The organism is Poseidonibacter antarcticus (assembly GCF_003667345.1).
GTDB lineage: Bacteria > Campylobacterota > Campylobacteria > Campylobacterales > Arcobacteraceae > Poseidonibacter > Poseidonibacter antarcticus.
Genome location: NZ_RCWF01000011.1, coordinates 30337 through 56000, shown reverse-complemented (window position 1 = coordinate 56000; position 25664 = coordinate 30337). Strand labels below are relative to the sequence as shown.

General features: G+C 26.3%; 26 protein-coding genes. 5 read left to right on the top strand and 21 right to left on the bottom strand.

Annotation, left to right across the window (positions count from 1 at the left end; genetic code table 11):
- Nucleotides 1–7 precede the first annotated feature (7 nt).
- Nucleotides 8–385, bottom strand: coding sequence for a preQ(1) synthase (gene queF, locus D9T19_RS11850; RefSeq protein ID WP_162984579.1), 378 nt, complete (start codon nucleotides 383–385; stop codon nucleotides 8–10).
- Between the two features lie 141 nt (nucleotides 386–526).
- On the opposite strand from queF, the gene D9T19_RS11845 reads away from it, so the two are divergent.
- The gene (locus tag D9T19_RS11845) at nucleotides 527–1534 is read left to right on the top strand and encodes an NAD(P)-binding domain-containing protein (RefSeq protein ID WP_121628451.1); all 1008 of its coding nucleotides are present in this window, start codon (nucleotides 527–529) and stop codon (nucleotides 1532–1534) included.
- 40 nt (nucleotides 1535–1574) lie between these two features.
- On the opposite strand, the gene gyrB is transcribed toward D9T19_RS11845, so the two are convergent.
- The 7 genes from gyrB to D9T19_RS11810 form a co-directional block, all read right to left on the bottom strand.
- Nucleotides 1575–3890: a DNA topoisomerase (ATP-hydrolyzing) subunit B gene (gene gyrB, locus D9T19_RS11840; RefSeq protein WP_121628450.1), complete on the bottom strand. Its 2316-nt coding sequence runs from the start codon at nucleotides 3888–3890 to the stop codon at nucleotides 1575–1577.
- 21 nt (nucleotides 3891–3911) lie between these two features.
- A complete protein-coding gene (gene dnaN, locus D9T19_RS11835; RefSeq protein WP_121628449.1) occupies nucleotides 3912–4982 on the bottom strand; it encodes a DNA polymerase III subunit beta in 1071 nt (356 codons plus the stop codon).
- 169 nt (nucleotides 4983–5151) lie between these two features.
- A complete protein-coding gene (gene dnaA, locus D9T19_RS11830) occupies nucleotides 5152–6468 on the bottom strand; it encodes a chromosomal replication initiator protein DnaA (RefSeq protein ID WP_121628448.1) in 1317 nt (438 codons plus the stop codon).
- Between the two features lie 85 nt (nucleotides 6469–6553).
- Entirely contained in the window at nucleotides 6554–7876 is a 1323-nt protein-coding gene (locus D9T19_RS11825) for a TolC family protein (RefSeq protein ID WP_121628447.1), read from the bottom strand.
- Nucleotides 7866–9158 (bottom strand): HlyD family type I secretion periplasmic adaptor subunit, encoded by a 1293-nt coding sequence (locus D9T19_RS11820; protein WP_162984578.1) that lies wholly within the window; start codon nucleotides 9156–9158, stop codon nucleotides 7866–7868. The genes D9T19_RS11825 and D9T19_RS11820 overlap by 11 nt, the downstream gene beginning before the upstream one ends.
- The gene (locus tag D9T19_RS11815) at nucleotides 9145–10854 is read right to left on the bottom strand and encodes a type I secretion system permease/ATPase (protein ID WP_205588719.1); all 1710 of its coding nucleotides are present in this window, start codon (nucleotides 10852–10854) and stop codon (nucleotides 9145–9147) included. Before D9T19_RS11815 ends, D9T19_RS11820 begins: the two co-directional genes overlap by 14 nt.
- 59 nt (nucleotides 10855–10913) lie before the next feature.
- Nucleotides 10914–11153, bottom strand: coding sequence for a hypothetical protein (locus D9T19_RS11810; protein WP_121628444.1), 240 nt, complete (start codon nucleotides 11151–11153; stop codon nucleotides 10914–10916).
- A 314-nt stretch (nucleotides 11154–11467) separates the two neighbouring features.
- Between D9T19_RS11810 and ruvC the strand changes: the two genes are divergently transcribed.
- The 3 genes from ruvC to purN all read left to right on the top strand — a co-directional run bounded on the left by ruvC (nucleotide 11468) and on the right by purN (nucleotide 13460).
- Entirely contained in the window at nucleotides 11468–11935 is a 468-nt protein-coding gene (gene ruvC / locus D9T19_RS11805; RefSeq protein WP_121628443.1) for a crossover junction endodeoxyribonuclease RuvC, read from the top strand.
- A 2-nt stretch (nucleotides 11936–11937) separates the two neighbouring features.
- Nucleotides 11938–12819: a DMT family transporter gene (locus tag D9T19_RS11800; protein WP_228198004.1), complete on the top strand. Its 882-nt coding sequence runs from the start codon at nucleotides 11938–11940 to the stop codon at nucleotides 12817–12819.
- Nucleotides 12820–12881: 62 nt separating this feature from the next.
- On the top strand, nucleotides 12882–13460 hold the full coding sequence (gene purN, locus D9T19_RS11795; RefSeq protein WP_121628442.1) for a phosphoribosylglycinamide formyltransferase: 579 nt from the start codon (nucleotides 12882–12884) through the stop codon (nucleotides 13458–13460).
- A gap of 34 nt (nucleotides 13461–13494) precedes the next feature.
- On the opposite strand, the gene D9T19_RS11790 is transcribed toward purN, so the two are convergent.
- The 12 genes from D9T19_RS11790 to D9T19_RS11735 all read right to left on the bottom strand — a co-directional run bounded on the left by D9T19_RS11790 (nucleotide 13495) and on the right by D9T19_RS11735 (nucleotide 21617).
- Nucleotides 13495–13947, bottom strand: a complete 453-nt coding sequence (locus D9T19_RS11790) for a hypothetical protein (RefSeq protein ID WP_121628441.1) — start codon at nucleotides 13945–13947, stop codon at nucleotides 13495–13497.
- Nucleotides 13948–14024: 77 nt separating this feature from the next.
- A complete protein-coding gene (locus D9T19_RS11785) occupies nucleotides 14025–14636 on the bottom strand; it encodes a trimeric intracellular cation channel family protein (protein ID WP_121628440.1) in 612 nt (203 codons plus the stop codon).
- Nucleotides 14637–14691: 55 nt separating this feature from the next.
- Nucleotides 14692–15609, bottom strand: a complete 918-nt coding sequence (locus D9T19_RS11780; RefSeq protein WP_121628439.1) for a glutaminase — start codon at nucleotides 15607–15609, stop codon at nucleotides 14692–14694.
- 81 nt (nucleotides 15610–15690) lie between these two features.
- On the bottom strand, nucleotides 15691–15930 hold the full coding sequence (gene yedF, locus D9T19_RS11775; protein WP_121628438.1) for a sulfurtransferase-like selenium metabolism protein YedF: 240 nt from the start codon (nucleotides 15928–15930) through the stop codon (nucleotides 15691–15693).
- A gap of 1 nt (nucleotide 15931) precedes the next feature.
- Nucleotides 15932–17146, bottom strand: a complete 1215-nt coding sequence (gene yedE, locus D9T19_RS11770) for a selenium metabolism membrane protein YedE/FdhT (RefSeq protein ID WP_121628437.1) — start codon at nucleotides 17144–17146, stop codon at nucleotides 15932–15934.
- A 180-nt stretch (nucleotides 17147–17326) separates the two neighbouring features.
- A complete protein-coding gene (locus D9T19_RS11765) occupies nucleotides 17327–18538 on the bottom strand; it encodes an ArsS family sensor histidine kinase (protein ID WP_121628436.1) in 1212 nt (403 codons plus the stop codon).
- On the bottom strand, nucleotides 18539–19210 hold the full coding sequence (locus tag D9T19_RS11760) for a response regulator transcription factor (RefSeq protein ID WP_121628435.1): 672 nt from the start codon (nucleotides 19208–19210) through the stop codon (nucleotides 18539–18541).
- Complete coding sequence (locus tag D9T19_RS11755; protein ID WP_121628434.1) at nucleotides 19203–19592, bottom strand: Spy/CpxP family protein refolding chaperone; 390 nt, start codon at nucleotides 19590–19592, stop codon at nucleotides 19203–19205. Before D9T19_RS11755 ends, D9T19_RS11760 begins: the two co-directional genes overlap by 8 nt.
- Nucleotides 19558–19881: a cytochrome C gene (locus D9T19_RS11750; RefSeq protein ID WP_265936265.1), complete on the bottom strand. Its 324-nt coding sequence runs from the start codon at nucleotides 19879–19881 to the stop codon at nucleotides 19558–19560. The genes D9T19_RS11755 and D9T19_RS11750 overlap by 35 nt, the downstream gene beginning before the upstream one ends.
- Before the next feature lie 19 nt (nucleotides 19882–19900).
- A complete protein-coding gene (locus D9T19_RS11745) occupies nucleotides 19901–20677 on the bottom strand; it encodes a cytochrome b/b6 domain-containing protein (RefSeq protein WP_121628432.1) in 777 nt (258 codons plus the stop codon).
- Between the two features lie 10 nt (nucleotides 20678–20687).
- The gene (locus D9T19_RS11740) at nucleotides 20688–21206 is read right to left on the bottom strand and encodes a diheme cytochrome c (RefSeq protein ID WP_121628431.1); all 519 of its coding nucleotides are present in this window, start codon (nucleotides 21204–21206) and stop codon (nucleotides 20688–20690) included.
- 9 nt (nucleotides 21207–21215) lie between these two features.
- Nucleotides 21216–21617 carry a DUF1924 domain-containing protein gene (locus tag D9T19_RS11735; RefSeq protein WP_121628430.1) on the bottom strand — a complete coding sequence of 134 codons (402 nt, stop codon included), beginning with the start codon at nucleotides 21615–21617 and terminating at the stop codon, nucleotides 21216–21218.
- A gap of 228 nt (nucleotides 21618–21845) precedes the next feature.
- Between D9T19_RS11735 and typA the strand changes: the two genes are divergently transcribed.
- Nucleotides 21846–23660, top strand: a complete 1815-nt coding sequence (gene typA / locus D9T19_RS11730; protein ID WP_121628429.1) for a translational GTPase TypA — start codon at nucleotides 21846–21848, stop codon at nucleotides 23658–23660.
- A 626-nt stretch (nucleotides 23661–24286) separates the two neighbouring features.
- Here typA and D9T19_RS11725 read toward each other — a convergent pair.
- Nucleotides 24287–25588: an aminotransferase class V-fold PLP-dependent enzyme gene (locus D9T19_RS11725; RefSeq protein ID WP_121628428.1), complete on the bottom strand. Its 1302-nt coding sequence runs from the start codon at nucleotides 25586–25588 to the stop codon at nucleotides 24287–24289.
- Nucleotides 25589–25664 lie beyond the last annotated feature (76 nt).

Here is a 25664-nt window from a genome sequence, read left to right as displayed (position 1 = left end):
AAATAACCTATAACTTTGCAGAATCTATTTCAATTACAGTATGAACATTACCTCTTGGTTTAAAATCAGCAACTACTTTTAACCATTTTGGATTTAATTTTTCATATAATGTATCAAATATTTCATTTGCAGAATTTTCATGAGAAACTTCTCTATACATAAAAGTATTTATATAAATTTTAATAGCTTTTAGTTCTATAACTTTTTCATCAGGAGTATATTGAACCTTAATTGTTGCAAAATCTGGATATCCACTTCTTGGACATTTTGCCATAAATTCTGGTAATTCAATATCTATAATATAATTTTTCTTATTTTTATTAGGCCAAAAATTTTCTTCATTATTTATATCAAACTCTCTTATTTCTTTCTCACCATATTTCATTTCCATATTTTTTATAACCTTTTTTTAGTATTAACTAAAGCAATTTTATCTAAATGTTACTTACAGATATTACTAAGTATATAAATACTGAAATTTTAGTATAATCGTGTAGATTTAGAAATATAAAAAAAGTGGGAAAGTATGAAAAATAAAATATATGACATTGTAATTATTGGAGGTGGACCTGGTGGAATAGGCTGTGCTATAGAGGCTTCAGCACATAAACTAGGAGAAATTTTATTAATTGAAAAATCAGATAATCATTCAAATACTATAAGAAAATTTTATAAAGATAATAAAAGAGTTGATAAAGATTATAAAGGTCAAGTATCTGTATTACAAGGAAATGTTCATTTCTTTGATGGAACAAAAGAAACTACACTTGATTATTTTGATAATTTACTAGATAGTGAGAAAATAGATTCCTCATTTAATACAGAAGTAGAAAAAATTGTACGAAATGGTGAATTATTATATATATATACTTCTGTTGGTCTTATTAAAGCACATAATGCTGCTATTACAATTGGTAAAATGGGTAAACCTAATAAGCCTTCTTATAAAATACCACCATCTATAAAAGGTCTTGTTAACTTTAACCTTGATAAATGTTCATCAAATGAAAAAGTATTAGTTGTTGGTGGTGGAAATTCTGCTGCTGAATATGCTTATGAACTAGCATCTCACAATAATAATGTAACGATGGTTTATAGAAAAGAAAAATTTTCAAGACTTAATGAAACAAATGAAGAGATTTTAACTAAATATCATGGGGAAGAAAAATTACGACTTAGAATGAATACAGATATTTTATCTCTTGAAAATAATGTAGGAAAAATTCAAGTAAATTATAACGATGGATTTAGTGTTCTATATGATAGAATTATTTATGCAATTGGTGGAACTACACCTGTTGATTTCTTAAAATCATGTGGTGTTGAAGTAGATGAAAATGCTAAACCAATTTTTAATGAACACCATGAAACTACAGCAAAAAGTGTCTATGTAGCTGGTGATATAGCTATGAAATCTGGTGGTTCAATTGCAATTGCTTTAAATCATGGTTATCATATTGTAAATAATATACTAAGAAAAAGAGGACAAATTTTCTCACATACAGAAATTGTAGCTTCTTTAGAAAATAAATAAATATAGCTTAAAAGCTATATTTATTTACTACAAAAAAATATTAAACATCAAGATGTTCAACGTCTTTTGCGTGTTCTTCAATATAATTTCTTCGAGGTTCTACTTCATCACCCATAAATAATGTAAATGTATCAGATGCAACTTCAGCATCATCAACAGTAACACGTAAAAGTCTTCTAGCTTCAGGAGTCATTGTAGTTTCCCATAATTGTTCAGGATTCATTTCCCCAAGACCTTTATATCTTTGAATATAAGCACCTTTTTTTGCTAATCCTTCAATTTCTTCAAGAATTTCAATTAAATCTCGACCGTTAAACATTGATACATCTCTTTCTATAAGCTTACTATAGATGTATGTAGCCTCACAGAAGTAAGGTGAAGCAAATAGTTCATCATCAATGATTAGCTCTTCTAGACCCTCGTTTGTTTGTACAAACAGCTGTATTTTACTATCTGTAATAGTTTTTGATAAAATATTGTAACCTTTTTCATTAAGAAATGATTTAACAACTTCAAATAAGTCATCAAATCCTAAGCTTACTAAATCAGGATTTTCAATTAGGTGTTTTAATACTTCAGCTAAAGAGTATCTCTTTTCTAATTGAGATAACATACCCCTATATCTTGAAACAGTTTTAAATAAATCAACTAAATCATTGTATCCAAGACCTTCAAACGAAAATGACTCTAAACCATTTTCAATTAAGAAATTAGAAAGTGCAGTATCATCTTTTAAATATGTTTCATTTTTACCTTTTTTATATCGGTATAATGGTGGTTGAGCAATAAATAGATATCCACTATCAACAATTGGTCTTAAGAATCTAAAGAAGAATGTTAACAGTAAAGTCTGGATATGAGATCCATCAACATCGGCATCGGTCATAATAATGATTTTATGATATCTTACTTTTTCTGCATTAAAATCTTCACCGATTCCACAACCAATTGCAGTAATCATATTTCTAATCTCATCAGATTTTAAAATTTTATCTAATCTTGATTTTTCAACATTTAAAATTTTACCCTTAAGTGGTAAAATTGCTTGATAAACTCTATCTCTACCTTGTTTTGCAGAACCACCCGCTGAATCCCCTTCTACTAGGTATAATTCTCTAATAGCAGGATCTTTACTTTGACATTCTGCTAATTTACCAGGAAGAGTTCCAACTGTCATTGCATCTTTTTTTCTAGTTAAATCTCTTGCTTTTTTAGCAGCTTCTCGTCCACGTGCAGCCATTAAAGCTTTATCCATAATAGCTTTTGCTTGAACTGGATTTTCTTCAAAATGCTTAACTAAAGATTCATAAGTAACTTTTTGACAAATAGGTTTTACATAAGAAGACCCAAGTTTACCTTTTGTTTGACCTTCAAACTGAGGTTCTGGAACTTTTACTGAAACAATAGCAATAAGACCTTCTCTTACATCATCACCAGTAATTTTAGTATCTTTTTCTCTTGCTGCTGCATTTTCATTTACGTATTTTACAATTGCTCTTGTTAGTCCTGCTTTAAAACCAGCTTCATGTGTTCCACCATCAATTGTTCTAATATTATTTACAAAAGAAAGAGTTTTTTCTGTATATGTTGTGTTATATAAAACAGCAAAATCTGCTTCAACATCTTCTTCTTTTACGTTAAACGAAACAGCCTCTGTAATTGCAGTATCTTTATTTAAATCTTCTGCAAATTGTGCTAATCCACCTTCAAAATGATATATTTCTTTTTTATTTATTCTTTCATCTTTTAATTCAATTGAAATATTAGGATTTAAATATGCAACTTCTCTAAATCTCTTTGCTAAAATATCAAATTGAAAATCTGTTGTTTCAAAAATTGTTGCATCTGGCCAAAATTCTATTGTAGTACCTGTTTTTCTACAAGTATCAATAACTTTTAGTGGTTCTACTGGAATACCAATTTTGAATTCTTGATAATGAACTTCTTTATTTTGATAAATTGTCATATGTAAATCACTAGATAATGCATTTACAACAGAAACACCAACACCATGAAGTCCACCTGAAACTTTATAAGTATCTTTATCAAATTTTCCACCTGCATGTAATACAGTTAAAGCAACAGTTGCTGCAGAAATTTTTTCAGTTGGATGAATACCTGTTGGAATACCTCTTGCATTATCTGAAATAAGACAAGAACCATTTTTAGTAATTGTTACTTTAATTGTGTCACAATATCCTGCCATTGCTTCATCAATTGAATTGTCTACTACTTCATAAACACAGTGATGTAAACCATTAACACTAGTGTCACCAATATACATACCTGGTCTTTTTCTAACAGCTTCAAGACCTTTTAAAACTTTAATATTGCCGGCGCTATATTCATTACTCATTGGTAAATTCCTTATTTCTTTCTATTTTTCTAAAACAATTGGCATTACAATTGTATAAAATTTATCATCTTCTAAATAAAATGGTAAGTTTGAATCATTGAAACCTACAGTTATATTTTCATTATTAGTCATACTTAAAAAATCTAATAAGTATCTTGCATTTACTGCTAAATAAAAATTGTTATCTATATCTAAATTCATATCTATTTGTGTTTTTGATTCTGTATCTTCATCTAATGATTCAAAAATTATTCCATCTTGATTAAATGAAATTTTAATATTTGAAAATAAAGAAGTTACTAATTTTATTGATTCTACTAATACATTTTTTGGTAATGTTAAATTATATTTTAAACTTTGTGGAATAATTCTTTCATAATCTGGATATTTTCCATTTATTAATTTTGTAAAGAAAGTCATTTTATCATTTGATACTACTAAATTTGTATCATCGTAATTTATAGTAGCTTCATCTAAAAATAGTTTTTGAATTTCTATAATAGCTTTTTTAGGAATTATAAATTGTGATTCTTGATTATGTATGTTTTCTAAATATGAAATTGCTAATCTTCTTGTATCAGTTGAAACAAAATTTATTTTAGAATTTTTAATATCTATTAATGCACCATTTAATTCAAATTTAGGATTGTTATTATCAATTGCAGGTGTAATTTTTCTTATTGAATTTATAAAATTTAATGTTGATATATCTAATTTCTTTAAATTTTCTGACTTAGTTAAAGTTGGATATTCATTCGCATCGTACATTGGTAATTTAAAAGTTGCTTTGTTTTGTTTTATGATTATATTGTTATTGGCTACTTCAAATATTATATCTTCATTTTTTAATCTTTTAATAATACCAAGTAAATTAGAACCATTAGTTGTAGCTTTACCATCTACAGTATCATTTATATTATCTATGTATGATTCTAAACCAATTTCATAATCTGTTGCTTTTAAAATTAGTTTACCATTTGTTATTTCTAGATATATATGTGATGTTATAGAACTAGCATCTTTTTTTTCTAAAAAAGGTTGCATTGACGATATTACATTTTCAATGATATTTTTTGTAATTACAAACCTCATTTTTTCTCCTATATTTTTTATTTTTAATAGTGGCAGTAGTAGAGCATGTGAAAAGATGAAAACACATCTTCAAGATTGACTGTATCGAATCTCTTTCATGTGATTAAACGAAATGAAATATTCACACCTTTTCACATAATCTCTTGAAACTTTTTTAGAGCTTCTACTGTTACCACTCCTTATTTATGATTTTATTCTTTAAATTTTCGATAATTAACTTAAAGTTTTCATCTTTTTCAATTAACTCATTGGCTTTTTTAATATTATGAGAAATTGAACTATGATCTTTCATTCCAACAAATTTAGCAATATCAGGCATAGAGTTATGTGTAAGCTCACGTGCAAGATAAATAACAACTCTTCTTGCATTTGCAACAGTTGCTGTTCTTTTCTTGGATTTAATGTCACTTGGTTTAATATTAAGCTCACTTGCAACGATATTAATTATATCAGGAAGTTTAATATTTTCTTTTGTTTCTTTAATTTGATCTTTTAATAAACCTTGCACCATTTCTAGGTTAATCTCTTGGTTTAATAAAGATGCAGAGGCATTAATTCTAATTAATACACCTTCTATTTCTCTAATTGAATTATCAAGATTTGTTGCAATAAAATTTATAATCTCTCTTGTTAATGAGATACCATTTAATTCGGATTTCTTTTCAATAATTGCAATTTTAGTTTCTAATCCAGGAAGTTGTATATCAGCTGTTAATCCCCATTCAAATCTTGATTTTAATCTATCAACTAATCCAGCAATCTGTGAAGGAAGCCTATCTGATGTCATTACAATTTGTTTTTTTGCATTATGTAATTCATTAAATGTATGAAAGAACTCTTCTTGAGTTTGTTCTTTCCCTGATAAAAATTGTATATCGTCAATTAATAAAACATCACATTTACGGTACTTTGATCTAAAATGTTCCATATTTTTATTTTTAATTGAAAATGTAAAATCATTCATAAACTGTTCAATTGTTACATAAATTACAGTCTTTCCACCTTCTATTGCAGAATTTCCTACTGCTTGTAAAAGATGGGTTTTACCAAGACCTGTTCCACCATAAATAAATAAAGGATTATATTGAATTCCTGGTTTATTAGATACTGCTAATGAGGCATTATAGGCCATTTGATTAGAAGGTCCAACAATAAATGAATCAAATGTATATGATGGATTTAATATTGTACTTTCTGCAGTTTTATTTTCAATTTGTTCTTTAATAATCTCTCTTTTTGATTTTTTTTCACCAGCAATTTTTATCTCAATTGTCGGTTTTGTTCCATCATATATTTCAAAACAGTGTTGTATTACACCTGTATACTTACTTTTAATCCATGAAGCAATATATTTATTTGAAACTTCAAAAATAGCAATATTATTATCAGATGATATCTTTTTATACACAAGTTGCTTTAGATATCTATCGAAATCAATAGATGTAGCCTCTTTTTGAATAATTGTTAGGAAATCTTTACTTGTCATATACTATTAACTCTTTTTATTTATAAATAGTAAATATTATATCTAATTAATTATAAATTTAGATATAAGCTAGTTTTTAATTGATTTAATCTTTTAAGATTAGATCTATAGATTTTAGATCTTCAAAATTATTTGTTAGGATTAATAATGATAAATATGTGTCTACTAAAGTAAATATATTTTTAATATATTCCTCTTTTATTTTAAATATTTTATATTTTGCATCATATAAATCTATTATACTCTTTACACCATATTTATATTCTTTTTGAATACTATCTTTTGATAAAATAGCTGTTTCTAAAGATTCTGTATATAATTTTACTGATTTAATAGTCCATAATAATGTTGTTTTATTTTCTTTATATTCTGATTTTAATTGATTTATTAAACTATTTAATTCTTTTTGTGATGCTTTTACATTTAATTTTGAAGCAGTTGTTAAAGAATCATAATAACCACCTTTAAATAGGGGTATAACAATATTTAAACCTATTTCTTTATCTTCATCAAATGAAGAATCAAAACTTAAATTATTATCTACAGCAACATTTTTTGTATATTCTAGACTTAAATTAATTTTTGGTAAATGGTTGTATCTATTTCTCTTGACTTGATATTTATACATTTTAACAATATTCATTAATTTTTTTATTTGTAAATTTGAATAAATTTCATTGTTTGTATTTACTATTTTTTTTAATTTTACTAAATTATTTGATATATATTCTAAATTATTTAAATCAGGAACTCTAAAATTTCGATTATCACCCATTAAAGTTTGTAATTTTTTTTTATTTACTTTATATAAAAGTTTTTCTTTCTCTAAATCTACATTTACTTGATTTAATTCAATTTTTATTTCTAAAACTTCAGTTTGAGTAGATAAATTCATTGAATATTGTTCTTCTAATAAATCTATTTTGTATTTAAGGTTTTGTTTATAAAGCAATAACATTTTTATTTTATTTTTAGATTCAATTAGTGAAAGGTAAATTTTTAATATATCATTTGCCAAATCTTGTTTCATTCCCTTTATTTCAGCATTAAGGGATTTGAATTTGGAGTTTTCAACCTTTACTTGAGAATTAATTGTTTTGTCAAAAATAGGTTGTTGTAATATAACACTATAATCTCTAACTTTTTGTTTCATTTGTTTAATTGATTTATTTACAAATTTATAATCATTTTGAGTATATGATGAATAAAGATTTATTTCAGGATATCTTTTCGATTTAGCTTGAACAATATTTTCATAACTTGCTTTTAATTTATAATCTAAAGACTTTACTTTTTCAGAATTTTTTAAAGAAAGGCTATATGCTTTAGAAAAAGTTAAAGTTTCGCTACTATATAAGTTTAAATGAATAAAAAAAATTGAGAATAAAATTAAAAAATTATTCTTCATTAAAACTCCTGTTAAACCTATCTAATAGAGGCTTAAGCATATAACTTAATACAGTTCTTTCTCCTGTTTTTATCATCATTTCAGCTGGCATACCAGCTACTAAATTAAAATTATAAGATTTAATTTGTTCAATACCTTTTTTACTTAATTTAGCTTTTACTTCATAAAAAGATTCATTTGTATTTGAGTCAATAAAACTATCAGCAGAAACATAAGTGATTTCTCCATCTATAGAATGTGATTTTTGAGTATTATATGCTGAGAATTTTATACTTGCAGTTAAACCTGTTCGAATTTTATCTATATCTGTAGATTTTATTTGAGCAAGAATTATAAGATTTGAATCATTTGGAACTACTTCTAATATATCTGAACCTGCTTTAATTATAGAATCTTGAGTATAATTTGTAAGTCCTACAATATGCCCATCTGCAGGAGAATAAATAGTTGTTTTATTTAGGGTATCCTCTAGGGCATCAATTTTTAATCTTACTTCAGAAATTTTTGGAGATATTGTCGTTAATTCTTTTAATGTATCTTTTTTATAATCTTTTTCAATTAATACATTTTTAGTTTTTAACTCATTTATTTTTTCTTTTAGTCTAGTTTTTTCTTCTTCAATATTTATGATTTCACCTAATAATGATGACTCTTCTCTTTGTAATTTTCTTAAATTAATCTTGTTAATTAATCTTTTTGCATATAATTTTTCAAGTTCACGTATCTCTTCTGTTATGGATACTTGCATATATTTTTTACTTTTTAATGTAGAATTTAAACCTGCAATTTGATTTTTGAGTTGTAAAATTTGTTTAGAAATAACTTTTTTATTTTCTTTAATTGACTCTGTAATAGTTTTAAAAAGGTATTTTTGCTCTTTAATAATATTTTTATTCTTAACTTCTTCATTTAAAACAAGTTCTTTTTTATTATTTTTTTGAGCAAAAAGTCTTGATTGTAAAGCTAGCATACTTTCATATTGAAATTTTAATGATTCAATTTTAGCTTTTATTTGTGTATCATCAAGTTGTATAAGTATTTGTCCTTTTTCTACTAAATCACCATCTTTTACATAAATTTTTTTTATAATACCACTTTCTAAATGTTGAATTCTTTTTTTATTATAATCAGCAGAAACTTTTCCCATTGCTACAGAATGGATGGCAAGAGGTGCATAAGACATCCAACCCCCTAAAAAAATAAAAACAATTAATATAAGAGTAAATCCAAATCTAACTATTTTTGATGCATTCTCATCTGGTGCTTTATTAACTTCTTTCATTGTTGCCATCATCTAAATTAAAAAAATCTATATTATTTAATATTATATTTGTTTCATTAAATTCTTTTAATGTCCCATCTTCAAGTATTGCTATTTTATTAGTAATTTCTAAAATATTTTCTTTATGTGTAATTATTAAAACAGTTGTTAAATTTTCTTTTAAAACTTTTATACAATTAAGCAAAGCTTCTTCTCCTGCTTTATCTAGATTTGAGTTTGGTTCATCTAAAATAATTAATCGTGGATTATTATAAATTGCTCTAGCAAGACCTATTCTTTGTCTTTGTCCTCCTGAAAGTTTAGTTCCTCCACTTCCAATACTACTATCATAGCCTTTTGGAAATTTTACTATCATTTCATGGACACCAGCAATTTTTGCTGCTTTAATAACTTTATCAGAATTTAATTCTTTAAATCTTGAAATATTTTGACTAATTGTACCTTCAAAAAGTTCTATATCTTGTGGAAGATACCCAATACTTGAGCCAATTTCTTCTTTATTTAATAATTGTATATCTATATTATCAATTTTAACTTTACCTTCAGAAATAGGCCATATATCAAGAATACCTTTTACTAAAGTTGATTTTCCTGCTCCACTATTACCAATAATTGCAACAACATCACCTTCATTAATTTGTAAAGATATACCTTTTATTGTTGGGGCATCACCTAAAGGAGGAGTAAGTACCATATTTTCTAATAATAGTTCTGCTTTTGTAATAGGAATTGATGTCAATTGCTCTTTTTTTGGAAAGTCATGCAATAAAGATTCAATTCTTTTATAACTAGAACGATAAGTAATAAAGTGTCTCCAACTTGATATGATTAAATCAAGTGGTGCTAAGGTTCTTCCTAATATTATAGATGCTGCTATCATCATACCTGGAGTTATTTCTTGATCAATTGCAAGATAAGCACCTAGTCCTAGGATTAAAGATTGAGCTAATAATCTAAAATTTTTTGAAAGATTAGTCCAAACACTAGCACTATCACTTGCATCATTTTGTGCTCTTAAAAAACTATAATATTTTTTTTGCCATATGTATTTAATATCTTTTTTCATTCCCATTGTATTGACAACATCTGCATTTTTTAAAGAAGAATCTAGATAATTATTTGAAGAAAGATTATCTACTGTTGCTATATTTATTTTTTGTTTTGTAGTAATTTCATTTACTAAGGTGATTATTAATAAAATAAATATTGTAAATAGTGCGAAATATCCGAACATAGGATGGAATAAAAAAAGAATTAATAAATAAATTGTAATCCATGGGGCATCAAAAAATGCAAATACACCACTACCTGTTAAAAATTGTCTCATTTGAGTTAAATTACTTATATATGAAGAACTAGCCTTATTAGGATTTACTTTTTCTAATTGAAATAGAGAATCAAATATTCTATTACTTAAATTATTATCAATTCTATTACCAATTTTTATTAATATTTTTGATCTAATAATTTCTAATAAAGCCATTGTAATAAATAATACTACAACAATAAGTGTTAACATGAAAAGTGTATCTTTACTCTTACTTGAAAGAACTCTATCGTATATTTGAAGCATATAAATGGGAGGTACTAACATAAGTATATTAATTAAAAAACTAAATAAGCCTATAGTAAAGAATAATTTTTTAGATTGTTTGAGTACGCTTTTGAGTTCAGAAGTATTTTTATTTTGTGACAAAATTTCCCTTGTATTTTAGTAACAATTAAAAAGTAAGTCGTTAAGACTTACTTTTTAAATTATGCTAAACCACCAACATCAGCATCTGAAGGAGATTGAACACCATTGATATCAATATTAACATTAATATTAGTGTCTGCAACGTCAGCTACAGTATCAGTTAATCCACCAACAAGGTCACCAACAGTACCAAGAGCACCACCAAGTATACCACTTACTAAATTAACAACAGTTCCAAGTAAACCAGAAACAACACTTAATAATGGACTTAATAACCCACCTAAAAGATTTCCTAACATTTTACATCCTTTAACTTTTTATGAGTAGAATTTTACTCTGTGTTATTATGTCAAAAAAATCTTAAATTAAAATAAATAAATGATTTATAAAATTATGAATATATAAAGATTATACTAATTATGTCAAAAAAAATCTTAAAAACTAGTAAATTAATAAGTTATAAAATATTTATGATTTTCAATAAGAACTAGTTTTACACATAGTGAATAAGTAGTGAATAGATTGTTCACATTAAGTGAAAATTTATCTAAAACATACCATTATATGGCTATTATACTGATGTGAATAAAAAATAAATTAAAAGTGAATATACGTGAAAATATTAGGAATTGACCCTGGAACAAGAAATTGTGGCTATGCAATAATTGAAAAAAATGGTTCTCAAACTAGACTTATTGAAGCTGGTTTAATTAAAATAAAAACAAAAATTTTACAAGAACAAATTGTGGAAATGACAGAAGGTTTTGATCTTATTTTTGACAAACATGTTATTAATGAAGTTTCAATTGAAGATATGTTTTATGCCTTTAATCCAAAGACAGTAATTAAGTTAGCTCAATTTAGAGGAGCTATATCATTAAAAATTTTACAAAAATTTGGAAATTTTGCTGAATATACTCCTTTACAAGTTAAAAAAGCAGTTACGGGCAATGGAAAAGCGGATAAAACTCAAGTTGCTTTTATGGTAAAAAAATTACTTGGAATTAAAAAAGAGATAAAACCCTTAGATATTACAGATGCAATTGCAATTGCACTTACACACTCTCAAAGGATTAGATAATAATGATGAAATATATTCCTATATTAGCTTTTTGGTCTTTAGGTATTATTTGGGGAAGTAATTTTATTTATATGAAGATGGCAGCAGAGTTTATTGAACCTATGCAAGTTGTTTTTTATAGAGTTTTATTTGGTTTTATTCCAGTATTTTTTTATGCTTTATATATAAAAGCTTTAAAATTTGAAGATTTAAAATATATAATACATTTTGTTGTTATGTCCTTATTAGCAGCTGTTATTTACTTTTTTGGTTATGTAAAAGGTTCTTCATTATTATTATCTGGAATTGCAGGTGCTTTAAGTGGGGCGATACCACTTTTTTCTTTTTTAATGGCTAGCATATTTTTAAAAGAAGAAAAAGTTACAAAGCTCGCTTTATTGGGTGTATTATTAGGATTTCTAGGTGTTTTAATAATAAGTGGAGTATTTTCAAGTAACTTAGAAAATACAAATATAGAAGGTGTTTTATACTTACTTATTGCATCATTAAGTGTTGGTTCTTCTTTTGTTTATGCTAAAAAATTTATTATGCCATTAAAAATTAATGTAGTAGCTTTAACAACTTATCAATTAGGAAGTGCTTTAATTATTCTATTTTTAATAGTAGATTTTAAAGGTATAAATAACATTTGGCAAGATACTCATAGTTTTATAGGATTGGTTGTAGGATTAGGTATTTTAGGTACTGGACTAGCTTATATCTTATACTATTATATGATTGAAAAGCTAGGTGTATTAAAAGCCTCTTCTATTACATATATTCCTCCTGTTGTTGCTCTAATTATTGGGTTTTTTATTGTTGGTGAAGATATTAAGATGATAGATTTTATAGCTACTATTTTTATATTTTTTGGTGTATTTTTAATTAATAAGAAAGATAAATAAATCATTGTTTTTTATATTTAATCTGTTATAATCACGCGCAATTATTAAATAGGATATTAAAAATGAAAAGAATAGGTATTTTAGCTTCATATAATGGAAGTGGTTTTCAAAAAATACAAAAAGCCATAGAAGAGAAGATTTTAGATGCACAAGTTGTTGTAGTAATTTCCAATAATAGTAATGCGAATGTTTTAAATATAGCAAATGATATGCAAATACCTAATTTTGTAATAAATGAAAAAAAATACCCTAATGAAAATATTGATGAAAAAATATCAAATTTATTAAAAGAGTTTAACTGTGATTATATATTCTGTTCTGGTTATATGAAAATGATTGGAACTATTTTAATATCACAGTTTCCTGAAAGAATAGTAAATACACATCCTGCACTTTTACCTTCAATTTATGGAGGCAAAGGAATGTATGGAAGATTTGTACATGAAGCAATTATTAAAAATAACGAGCCTAAATCAGGTGTTACGATTCATTTTGTAAATGAGAAATATGATGATGGTAGAATCATTTTAAAAAAAGAGCTTAAAATAAATAATGGTGAAAGTGTTGATTCTTTAGAAAACAGAATCAAAGAGCTTGAAAGTATAGCTATTATTGAGGCATTTGTTAAGCTTTTAGCTTAATCTAGCCTATTTCTAAAAATAGACTAGATAGAATTTATTTAAATACTGCTGCTAATTCTTCAGCTGTTTTAATAAACTTAATATCAGAAACTTTACCATCAGTTAAAGTATAAACTGTGATAGTATCTTCTTTTTTAGTAAATGATTTAGTTTGTTCTTCATCAACTAAAAGAATTGAGAATGGATATTTTTTCATTTTTGGTAATGCAAACCATTTTGCGATTAAACTTGGCATTCCTGAAATATCTGCTACATAATTTGATTTATTTGATTCTAAGAAACCTTTATCTTTTGTAAGTAAATAATCTCTTAATATTTCACTAGTACCTTTATCTCCTGCAACTAAAATAGTTTTAGAGTCTGGACTAATTTTGTGAGCTTTCTCAAATTGATCTTTTATATCAAACGTAGGTGTAGAATCACCAATACTTAAAGCGTTTGCAAATGTTGCAACAAATAATAATACTGTAAATAAAATTTTTTTCATTTTTTCTCCTAATTTTAAAAATTGATGAATTGTAGCTATAAATAGTAAACAGAAAGTTAAACAAATAATAATAATTATCATTTAGATAAAGTTGGTAGATGCCACTTTCTATAATATGCTAATAATCGTAAGGCTACGCCAAATACAAAAACAATTAATACTGTAAATAATGTTCTCATTTCAAATATATCTAAGGTATAAACTATAAATCCTACAATTAGCGCAACCGTTGCATAAAATTCTGATATTAGAATTGATGGAACTCTATTTATTAAAATATCTCTAATTGTCCCACCTCCAACTGCTGTTAAAAAGGCTAAAATCAATACACCTAAAAAGTTATATTCATTTTGAATTGCAATAATTGAACCTGTTATTGAAAATGAAACTAATCCTACTGCATCAGAGACTATAAAAGCAGTTTTACTTTCTATATCATCACTTTTATGAAGTTTAAATAACAAAGCTATTAATACCGTTGCTATTACTAAAATAACAGGAAGGGTATCTGTAAAAACGTAAGGAGTCCTATCTGCAAGGACATCTCTAATCATTCCACCACCAAGAGCTGTTAAAAATGAAGAGATAAATACTCCTAAAATATCAAGTTTACAATGTACTGCAATTAAAAATCCACTTAAAGCAAAAGATATTATTCCTATAAAATCAGCTATTTCCAATGCAGTCATTATTTACCTTAATTATAATTTTTTATTATTATACTAAAAAAGCTATCAAGTATTATTAAAAAATTGATAAGCCAGTCTTTGTTGTAAATAATTCTAATGCTTTTGTTCCAATATATGAATTACTTTGAGCATTTAATTTTGGAGAGTAGACACAAATAGCCATTTTTTGAGGAACAATCGCAACAATTCCTCCACCAACGCCACTTTTCCCTGGAAGTCCAACTTTGTATGCAAAATCACCTGATGCATCGTAGTGACCACATGTAAGCATAACAGAATTTATTCTCTTTGCTTTTTCATTTGTGATAATTCTTTCATTATTTAAGGGGTTTACTCCATGATTTGCTAAAAATAACATTGCTTTTGCAAGTTGACAAGGAGTCATCATAATTGAACATTGTTTAAAATATGCATCTATTACATCATCTATTGGATTATAAATATTATTATAACTTTTAATCATATTTATTAATGCAAAGTTTCTAAATCCATGATTTAATTCTGATTTAAAAATCTCTTCATCGTAAGTGATTGAATCATCATTTGAAACTTTTTTTATAAAATTTAAAATATATTCAAAACTATTTTTTCTATGAAGTGAAACAAGGCTATCAATAGTTACAATTGCACCTGCATTTATAAAAGGATTTCTAGGAATACCATTTTCATATTCCAGTTGTACTAGTGAGTTAAAAGGATCGCCTGATGGTTCATGACCAACTCTTTTATATAAGCCTTTCCCATAATGGTTTAAAGCTAAAGTAAAAGCAAAAACTTTTGAAATACTTTGAATTGAAAATTTATTATCAACAGTTCCAATATTATATTGACTTCCATCAAATAATTGAATTGACATTGCAAACTGATTTGGATCTACTTTTGCTAGTGCTGGAATATAATCAGCTACTTTACCATTTTTGAAATAAGGTTGAATTTCTTTTTGTATTTCTTCTAAGATTGTTTGATAATTCATTAGCTCTCTATTAAAGTTATAATTTTAGAGGATTATACAAAAACAATCATAAAGAAAAGAGGATTATTTAATCCTCTTCTTTTATTTTTGTATTATATATTGAATAGTAGGACCACTACTATCAATACTTAATACTTTATATCCATGATTTTTCATATCAATTGGAATATTATTAATACTTTGAGGACAATCACTAATAATTTCTAAGATTTCACCTTCTTCTAAACTTTGCATTGCTTCAAGTGTCTTAACAGCAGGATATGGACAAGGTTCACCTTGCATATCTAGTCTATAATTTGGAACTATATTTTTTTTATCCATATTATTTTCCTTTTTGTTGTAATTTTGTTCTATAGTTTTTTTCTAATTTTAGAATTAATAAAAATAATAAGAATAAGAAAATATAGTTCATAAATAAACCACCATATTGACCAAATGTTTCAAGAAGATTTATTTTTGGCCACGATGTAGCTAAAGATAAAGAAAAACTATCCCACATAAATGCAAGTAAAGTAGCACCAATTACATTTCCAATACCAACAATCCAGAAATGAACTTGACCTTCAACAGCTCTATACATCCATCCACATTCACAACCACCAGCTAATACAATACCAAAACCAAATAGTAAACCACCTATAATAGCATTAGGACCAAGCCACATAATTTTAGCAGGAGTTCCAATCATAATATAAGAGAAAACACCAATAGTTGAAACAGCCATACCAATTACAATAGCAACTGCTAATTCACTTCTTCCTGTTGTAAAAATATCTCTAAAAGCAGATGTAAAACAAATCTGAGCTTTTGCGATTAATAAACCAAAAGCAGCTCCAAAAAGCATTGCAATTCCAAGTTTTTGACTATTATCAATAAAAATTAAATATAAAGCCCAAATAATCATAGCTACAAATACAAAAGAACCTATTGTAAATAACGATTTAACTTTTTGTTTATTTTCATCTGAGTCTTTATTTAAATCTTTACTACAAGAAACTTTTTCTAATTTAATTTTAGATTTAAAAAAAGATAGGGCAGTTACTTTTACACCTAAATAAATACCAATAATCATTGCAAGTGTAAAAAACCATGCATGTGCTGAAAACTGAGGAATTCCTGTAAATAAACTAGCAAGGTTACAACCCATACCAAGTCTTGCACCAAATCCTGCAATTATACCACCAATAAGTGCTTGTGCAATACGTATTTTACTAGCAGGCATTCTAAGTTTTACATTATTTCCCCAAAAAGCAGCAGCTATACATCCAGCAAACATACCAATAATCATAACACCATCAACTCTTGTTAGACTATTTCCATTCATATTCATAATTTTATAATAGCCCCAATCGCTAATATCAACACCAGCTAATTGTAAAATATGTCCACCCCAACGTGTAAATTCTCCTGTAACTGCCCAATACGTTCCTGTAATACCAAAATAATAAGCTGCAAGTACACCCAATGCTATAACAGCAGGCGTAGGATGCCAGAATGCAACCAGATATTTTTCCTTAAATTGCTTGAAATATTCCATGCAAATTTCTCCTAACAATGTGTTTTAATTTTGAAAATTTGGATATAACTTTTATTGTTTTAAAAGTTTAAGTATCCTAAAAAGATGAGATTGAAGATTGAACAATAATCTCTATTTGTACCACAAATCTGATGGAATAATAATTAAATATAACTTAGTAATAATTGAAATAGTAAAATATTATTTACTATTATCAGTCTTAATAAATACAATTCTAAATATATTTGTTTGGTTTTTAAATTCATATTCCAATTTAAAGTTATGTTTATCTAAAATTTTTTTTACAATACTTAAACCTAAACCAAATCCGTCTCTTTGAGATAATTCTTGTGTAAATGGTTTTAGATAATACTCTAATTCTTTTGATAGTTTTTTACCTTTATTTGAAACTTCAATGGTATTTGTTTTGGAGATTATATTTATGGGGTAAGTGCTTGTATATTTTATTGCATTATCAATTAGATTTTTTAAAACTTTTGTAAGATAATATAAATCTGCATTTATTTTAAAATTGTCTTCTATTTTTACATTAATTTTTGATTCATCATCTAAGTATAATTTTCCCAAAGATTCAATAATCAAAGTTTCACAATCAAAATCTGTGATATTTAATTTTGTAGAGTTTAGTCTTTCTAATTCTATTAATTCATTTGTTAGGGTTTCTAAATCGTTAAATATTTTTTTTAGTAATTTTTTTTGTGAGAAATCATCTATTTTTTCAATAGCAAATTTACCTTTTGCAATAGGACTTCTTAGTTCATGACCAATATCTCTTAGTAATTCTTCTCTAGTTTTTATCAGGTTTTCTAAGTTTTCTGCCATTTTATTAAAAGAGTTTGATAGTATTCCTATCTCATCATTTGATTTAATATTAATTCTACTAGCTAAATCACCATTTGAGAAGTTTGTTATTTGTTTACTTATTATTTTTAGAGGAGATAAGAGTTTTAAAATATATAAAAATATAAGTATTAAAACAAAGATATCTAAGAAAATTAAAATATTTAAAATCATTTTATCAGTTAAATTCTTTTCATCTTTTGTTTTTAAAATATACTCTTCATCTAGATATTTAATTTTGATTATAAGTTCATCACTAAAAGATTCTTTTAAAATAGTTATTTCACTAAAAGTATTTTTTTGATGATGTAATATTTCGGCATTTATTGTAAAGTTTTTATTTAAAACCTTAAATTTTTGCTTTGTGAATAGTTGATCTAAATAGTTTTTATTATCAAAATTCTTTAATATTTCATCTGTAATTTTAATATATTTTTCTTTAATTAAATTATCAATTCTTTTTGAATTAATAGTGTCAATCCATGAGCCTATGACAATCATTAATATTAAACTTGTGATAAATAAGATTGACATTTTTTTAAAGATTGACATTTATTTTCCTAAAAACTTATATCCAATACCCCAAACAGATTTAATATATTTTGGATTTTTTGAATCGTCTCCAATTTTATATCTTATATTTGAAATATGCATATCTATTGTTCTATTTTTTGTATTTTCATCTAAGGAAGTTGCATGAAGTATTTGTTCCCTTGAAGATACTTTATTTAAATTATCAATTAAAAATATAAAAATTTCAAATTCTATTTTTGTAAAATCAATTGGAAAATTTTCTAAAGAAACAGTATGATTTTCTTTATCAATTAAAAAATCAGAAATTATAATTTTACTAGAAAGCGTTTTTTTTAATATATGTTCAATTCTTAAAACTAATTCTCTTGGTTCATAGGGCTTTGCTAAATAATCATCAGCTCCAAGCTCAAAGCCATGTATTTTATTTCCTATATCTCCTCTTGCTGAGGAGATGATAATTGGGATATTTTTTTTTATTTGTTTTAGTTTTTTAAATAAATCAAAACCATCCATATCAGGGAGCATTAAATCTAGTATTATAATTAAGTAATCATTTTGATTTTTTAACTCTTTTAAGGCATCTTTGGGATGTGCAAAAGCTTTACAATCAAAATTATAATCTTTTAAATATTCAATTATAAATTCTTGCATTTGTAAGTCATCTTCAATTAATAAAACTTTTTTAATCAATATCCCCATCCTCTAAATAATCAGCAAATTTCTCTCTTTGTTTTTCATTTAATATTTTATGAATTTTGCTCATTTTTTCAACTTCCAGTTTTGTAGCTCTTGTTTTTAAATCAATAAGTGTTTGAAAATATAGTTCTTTATCAAAATCTTCATCTTCCATTATATCTTCTAAAATATCTTCTTTATCATCTTTATATTCATAAAAATCTTTATATTTATGTTTAAATTCTATGAGTACGTTTTTAATCTCTTTTAATTGTTTTTTATTAAGGTCTAAGTATTCAAGATTTTTATAGAAATGCTTATGTTTTTTATGTCCATCTCCTGCATTTGCAAAAATAATAAGACTAGTTAAAAGTAGAAAGATTCTTAATATTTTCATCTTCAATTAATCCTTTTTCAATATCTGTATGGCAAGCTTTACAATTTGCTTTACTTCTTATTTTTTTATTGTCAAATATATTTTTTGGAATATCTTTATGTGTTTTTTTCCAAAAAGATGTTTGAGTCATTGCAATTATATCTTTATCTCCTATAGAATTCAAAAAGTTCCATGAATCTTCCATTGTATAATTTTCGGCACTATTTTTTACTAAAAATGCTAATATTTCTTTGTTTGATTCTTTATCTATTGAAGCATCATCTCCAAAATGGTTTTCTAAATCGCTCATAAGTAATTCCCATGATTTTTTAGGTAAAAGATTGGGAGGGATACAGAGTGTGACACGATGCACACTCGGAAACAAAAAGTTCATTTTGTACATTATAATCGATTTGTTCATATTTTGAAGTAATTAAAATATTATCTGGTTTATAAAAATTAAATACCAAAAATCCTACAAAAAATAAAAACATCAAAATAGAAAATATCTTTTGATAAATATTTAGTTTTATACTTTTATCTTCTTGCGTAACTTTGTAACCACTTATTATAGAGTTTAACGTTTCATGTTTTTTATGAAGTAATCTATCTGATAATATACCTGCTAAATGGGCAATAATCAAAGCTATAAATAAAGAAGTTAGAACTTCATGTATTTCTTTAAACAATTCCATTTTTTTAAAAAGTGAAGTATTTAAAAAAGACAAAATTCCTTTTCCTTCTTGAATACCAAAAGCTAATATTCCTGTAATTATAATCAATATAGCAACTATAAACATAGAAATCATTACATAAGAAGCTAAGGGATTATGTCCTATATATTTTTGTTTACTTTCAAAGATATTATTTAAGAACTCTTTTACATTGCTTTTCCCAATTGGAAAATCTTTAAATAAAGAGTATTTAGGTCCAATTACTCCCCAAATTATTCTAAATACTAAAAGTATCAAAATAGCATAACCTACTATTGCATGGTAATCTAGCCATCTATCTTCTTGTGCACTTAAAAAAGCTAATAATATAAATAATACAAAAAGCCAGTGGAAGACCCTCGTGGGAAGGGACCAAATATATGATTTTTTCATGATTTATCCTTTAATCTTCCCATCTTCCATAATTTGGAATATTTACATCATCATCATTGTATATTCCTTTGTCTGCTGTTGTGTGACAAGCCATACAATTGAATAATCCTTTTACTTCTTTTTGTGTAATTAAATCTTTTCTTATATCTCTATGTTTTTTGATTATATACGGTGTTGTAGAAATTGAAGTAGGAATTTGTCCTGGTAATAAACTCGAAACAATTCTATTACTTCTTTTATACTGCATATTTTTTTCAGCACTATTATCATTTAGGTACTTAGATATTTTCTCTAAATCTTCTGGATCTAGTGAAGCATCAGTATCAAAGTGATCACTCAAGTTTGACATTATTTTACTCCAAGCCTTACTTGGTAATAATCCTGGTTGATATGCAAAGTGACAAGCACTACATTCGTTAATATATAGTTGATTATTAACAGGTGCAACATCTGTTCTACTTTTGAAAAAAAAGTTATCACCTGCAAATAATGAACTTAGTATCATTGTTAAAAAAATTAAATATTTCATCTGTTCTCCTTATTTATTAATCATGTAAGTTACTACATCACCTTTTTCTTTTGCTGTACCCTCACGGTTATAAACATCGTTAAAATTTCTTTTTAGCCATTTTTTAATTGTTTTTATTTTTGTAAATCTTTTTGGATTTGCTTTTGGTGATAAAGGTTTAATCTCTTTACCTGTAAAGAAATTTTCACCAGTATTGTTTAAATTAACTGTATGACATGAGGTGCAAGATATCTCTTTACCTTTTTTTCCAATATGTTTTGATGTAAAGATTTCTTCACCTCTTTTATAATCAAAACCTTTAAAGTTTGGATTAATTTTTACTTCCTCTTGTTTTAAAGAATTTAAATAATCGTCAACAACTGCTGCGTATGATAAGTTTATAATCATTGCAAGAATAATTAAATATTTCATCTTTTTCTCCTTTTGTTTTATAATGAAAGTATAAAACAATATTTTCAATTACTTATGTATACTTTCTTTACAACTTCTTGACATTTATTAGAAATTTATTACTTATTTAAGAATTTATTAAAATAAATTTGTATATTTAAGCAAAAATTTAGTATAATCCGCGAAATTAATAGAAAAAGTTTTTTCTTTGCAAGAACTTTTTCGCAAAATCTATAATAAAGAGATTCAATGAGAGATATTAGAAATATTGCGGTTATCGCGCACGTTGACCACGGTAAAACTACATTAGTAGATGAATTATTAAAACAATCAGGAACTTTTACTGCTCACCAAGAAGTAGATGAAAGAGTAATGGATAGTAATGATATTGAAAAAGAAAGAGGAATTACAATTCTTTCTAAAAATACTGCTATTGATTACGAAGGTGTAAGAATTAACATTATTGATACTCCAGGCCATGCTGATTTTGGTGGAGAAGTTGAACGTGTTCTTAAAATGGTTGACTGTGTACTTTTACTAGTAGATGCTCAAGAAGGTGTTATGCCTCAAACAAAATTTGTTGTTAAAAAAGCATTACAATTAGGACATAGACCAATTGTTGTTATTAACAAAATTGATAAACCAGGTTCAGATGCTGATAGAGTTGTTGATGAAGTATTTGACCTATTTGACCAAATGGGTGCTAGTGAAGAACAATTAGAATTCCCAGTTGTTTATGCAGCTGCTAGAGATGGATACGCTAAATTAGCTTTAGAAGATCCAAATGAGAATTTAATTCCATTATTTACAACTATTCTAAACGAAGTTCCAAAACCAGTTGGAGCAGATGAAAATGGTCTTCAATTACAAGTATTTACACTTGATTACGATAACTTCATTGGAAAAATTGGTATTGCAAGAATCTTTAATGGAACAATTTCAATGGGTGAAACTGTTCTTTTAGTTAAATCAAATGGCGAAAAAGTTAAAGGTAGAGTTACTAAACTTATTGGTTTTAAAGGTGTTGATAGATTTGATATTCAAACTGCTGGTACTGGTGATATTGTTGCTGTTGCTGGTTTTGAAACTATTGATGTTGGTGATTCACTTTGTGATCCTGTAGATCCAATGCCATTAGACCCTATGCATATTGAAGAACCTACATTATCTGTAACATTTGCAGTAAATGATTCTCCATTAGCTGGAACTGAAGGTAAATATGTAACATCAAATAAAATTGATGAAAGATTAACTGCTGAAATGAATACTAATATTGCTATGAATTATGAGCAAATTGGTGAAGGTAAATTCAAAGTTAACGGAAGAGGGGAATTACAAATTTGTATCCTTGCTGAAAATATGAGAAGAGAAGGGTTTGAATTTTCTATTGGTAGACCAGAAGTAATCGTAAGAATTATTGATGGTGTTAAAATGGAGCCATTTGAGCATTTAGTAATTGATACACCAGATGAATTTTCAGGTGCAATTATTGAAAAATTAGGGAAAAGAAAAGCTAATATGACAAACATGGTACCAATGGGTGCTGGTTCTACAAGATTAGAGTTTGAAATTCCTGCACGTGGATTAATTGGTATTAGAACTGAGTTCTTAACTGAAACTAAAGGTGAGGGTGTTATGAACCACTCATTCTTAGAATTCAGACCTCATTCTGGAACTGTTGAATCTAGAAAATATGGAGCATTAGTTTCTATGGAAAATGGTGAAGCTGTTGGTTATTCAATCTTTAACTTACAAGATAGAGGGGTTATGTTTATTAAACCTCAAGATAAAGTTTATAACGGAATGGTAGTTGGTCAACATGCTAAAGGGAATGATTTAGATATCAATCCAATTAAAGCTAAACAACAATCAAACGTTAGATCTTCGGGTGCGGATGAAGCTATTAAATTAATTCCACCAAGAGTTATGTCACTTGAAAATGCATTAGAATGGATTGAAGAAGATGAACTTGTTGAAGTTACACCTGTATCGATTAGAGTAAGAAAAAGAGATCTTGATCCAAATATTAGAAAAAGAACTGCTAAAAAGACTAAATTTGCTTAATAAAAATTAGATTTTATCTATTTTTAAAAAGGGAAGGGCTTCTTAGCTCTTCCCTTTTTTTTTACAAAATTTTTAGACAAAAGGGTTTATATGTCCGATATGATGGCATTTAGGATTAGACAATATTTATATAAAACAAAAAAATAATAGGAGATTTTTTCTCCTATAAAAAGGAGAAAAAATGAAAAATATTAATACAAATATCAAAGATTATATTATTGTAGTTGCGATTGAATTTATAGCAGTTGCTTTAAGTTTTGCTTTTATCATAAAATAAATTATTTTGATTGTATGAAAACCAAAAGGGATAATTTCTCGAAAAATTGTTTGAATGAATGAAAAAGAAATTATCCCCTTTTGGCAAAGGGAAAGGAGAAAGTATAGCCAGTTTGGGACGACTGGCTTGTATCTTGCATAAGTGGAGATAGGAGGAAACCACTAAAATTATATTATAAATGCTAGGATACTTTTACTTTTTGTCTGAAATCAAGTTTATAAATCAGTTTCGTCTGGATAATATGTATTTAATTTGAAAAAAATAGAACATAAACTGATATAAATGTCATGAAATTCATAAAGAAATTATATAGCTAAATGATTAATGAATCTTAAACAAAAGGTTAAGATTAGTTAACAATACTCTTAATAGATTTGATTAGTTCTAAAATTTCTTCTTTTGTTTGTGAGAAGTGTATAGAAACTCTAATCCATCCTGGTTTATTCTCTAAATCTAACTCTTCAATTCCTAGTAAATCATGACCATAAGGTCCAGCACATGAGCATCCTGCTCTTGTTTGAAAACCTTTTGATTTTGATAATTTAGAACATAGTTCATATGGGTCTATATTTTCAATATTAAAAGAAATTATTCCAATATTATCTTCATTTGCATTCCCATAAATTTTACAATTAGGAATTTCTAAAAGTCCATTTAAAAATATCTTTTTTAATATCTTTTTTCTTTTGGCTATAAAATCAAAACCAATTTCATTTCTTAACTGATATGCTAAGCTTGCTCGTATTAATTGCAAAATACCAGGTGTTCCTGCATCTTCTCTTGTTTGAATATCTTTTTCGTAAATTTGATGTTTTTTATTTACATATTGTACTGTTCCACCACCTGCAAAACTTGGAGATAAATTGGTATCAACTAAGGATTTTCTAATTATTAAAAGTCCACATGAACCAGGACCACCTAATAGCTTATGAGGTGACATAAACATAGCATCATAAAGATGAGATGGAATATTTATATATGGAGATGAAGCTGCTGCATCAAAGCAAACTATAGCATTATATTTTCGTAAGATTTTTGAAATCTCTTCATATTTTGTAATAATTCCTGTAACATTTGAGGCTATACAAAAAGAAGCTATTATTTCTCTATGTTTATTTTTTTCTAAGACTTCTTTTAAATGTTCTAAATCTATTAAGCCATTTTGGCTTAAATTTATTCTTTGTATTTCACATAATGCTTCTCTAAAAGAAACTTCATTTGAATGATGTTCATAAGGTCCTACAATGACCAAGGGGAGCTTTGATTTATCAACTTCAATACTATATCTTTTTTTTGTTGCAGGTGGTATATATAGCCCTAAAAGCTCTTGAAAATGTTTAATAGCAGCAGTTGTTCCACAACCATTAGGAAGTATTGCAAAGTTTTCATCAATTTCTAAGTTTTTTGCTAGCTTAGCTCTTGCCATTTCATAATAACTACTTGTAGTATCAGCATTAGAAGCTTCTTTTGAGTGTGTATTTGCATAAGTTTCTAATACATTATGAATTCTATTTTCTATTTGTCTAAAGGCTAAACCTGTTGCAGTATAATCAAAATACTCTTTTTTATTTTTTCCAATTGTGTTGTATCTTATAAAATTAAGGGTATCTGTATTTTCGTTTAGAAATGGTTTAAAGATTTTATTATTCATTATTTTACTCATATTAATTAGTTGGACTTATTTAACCTATAAGTTTAAGTTATTTTATATAAAAGCTTGCTTGTAT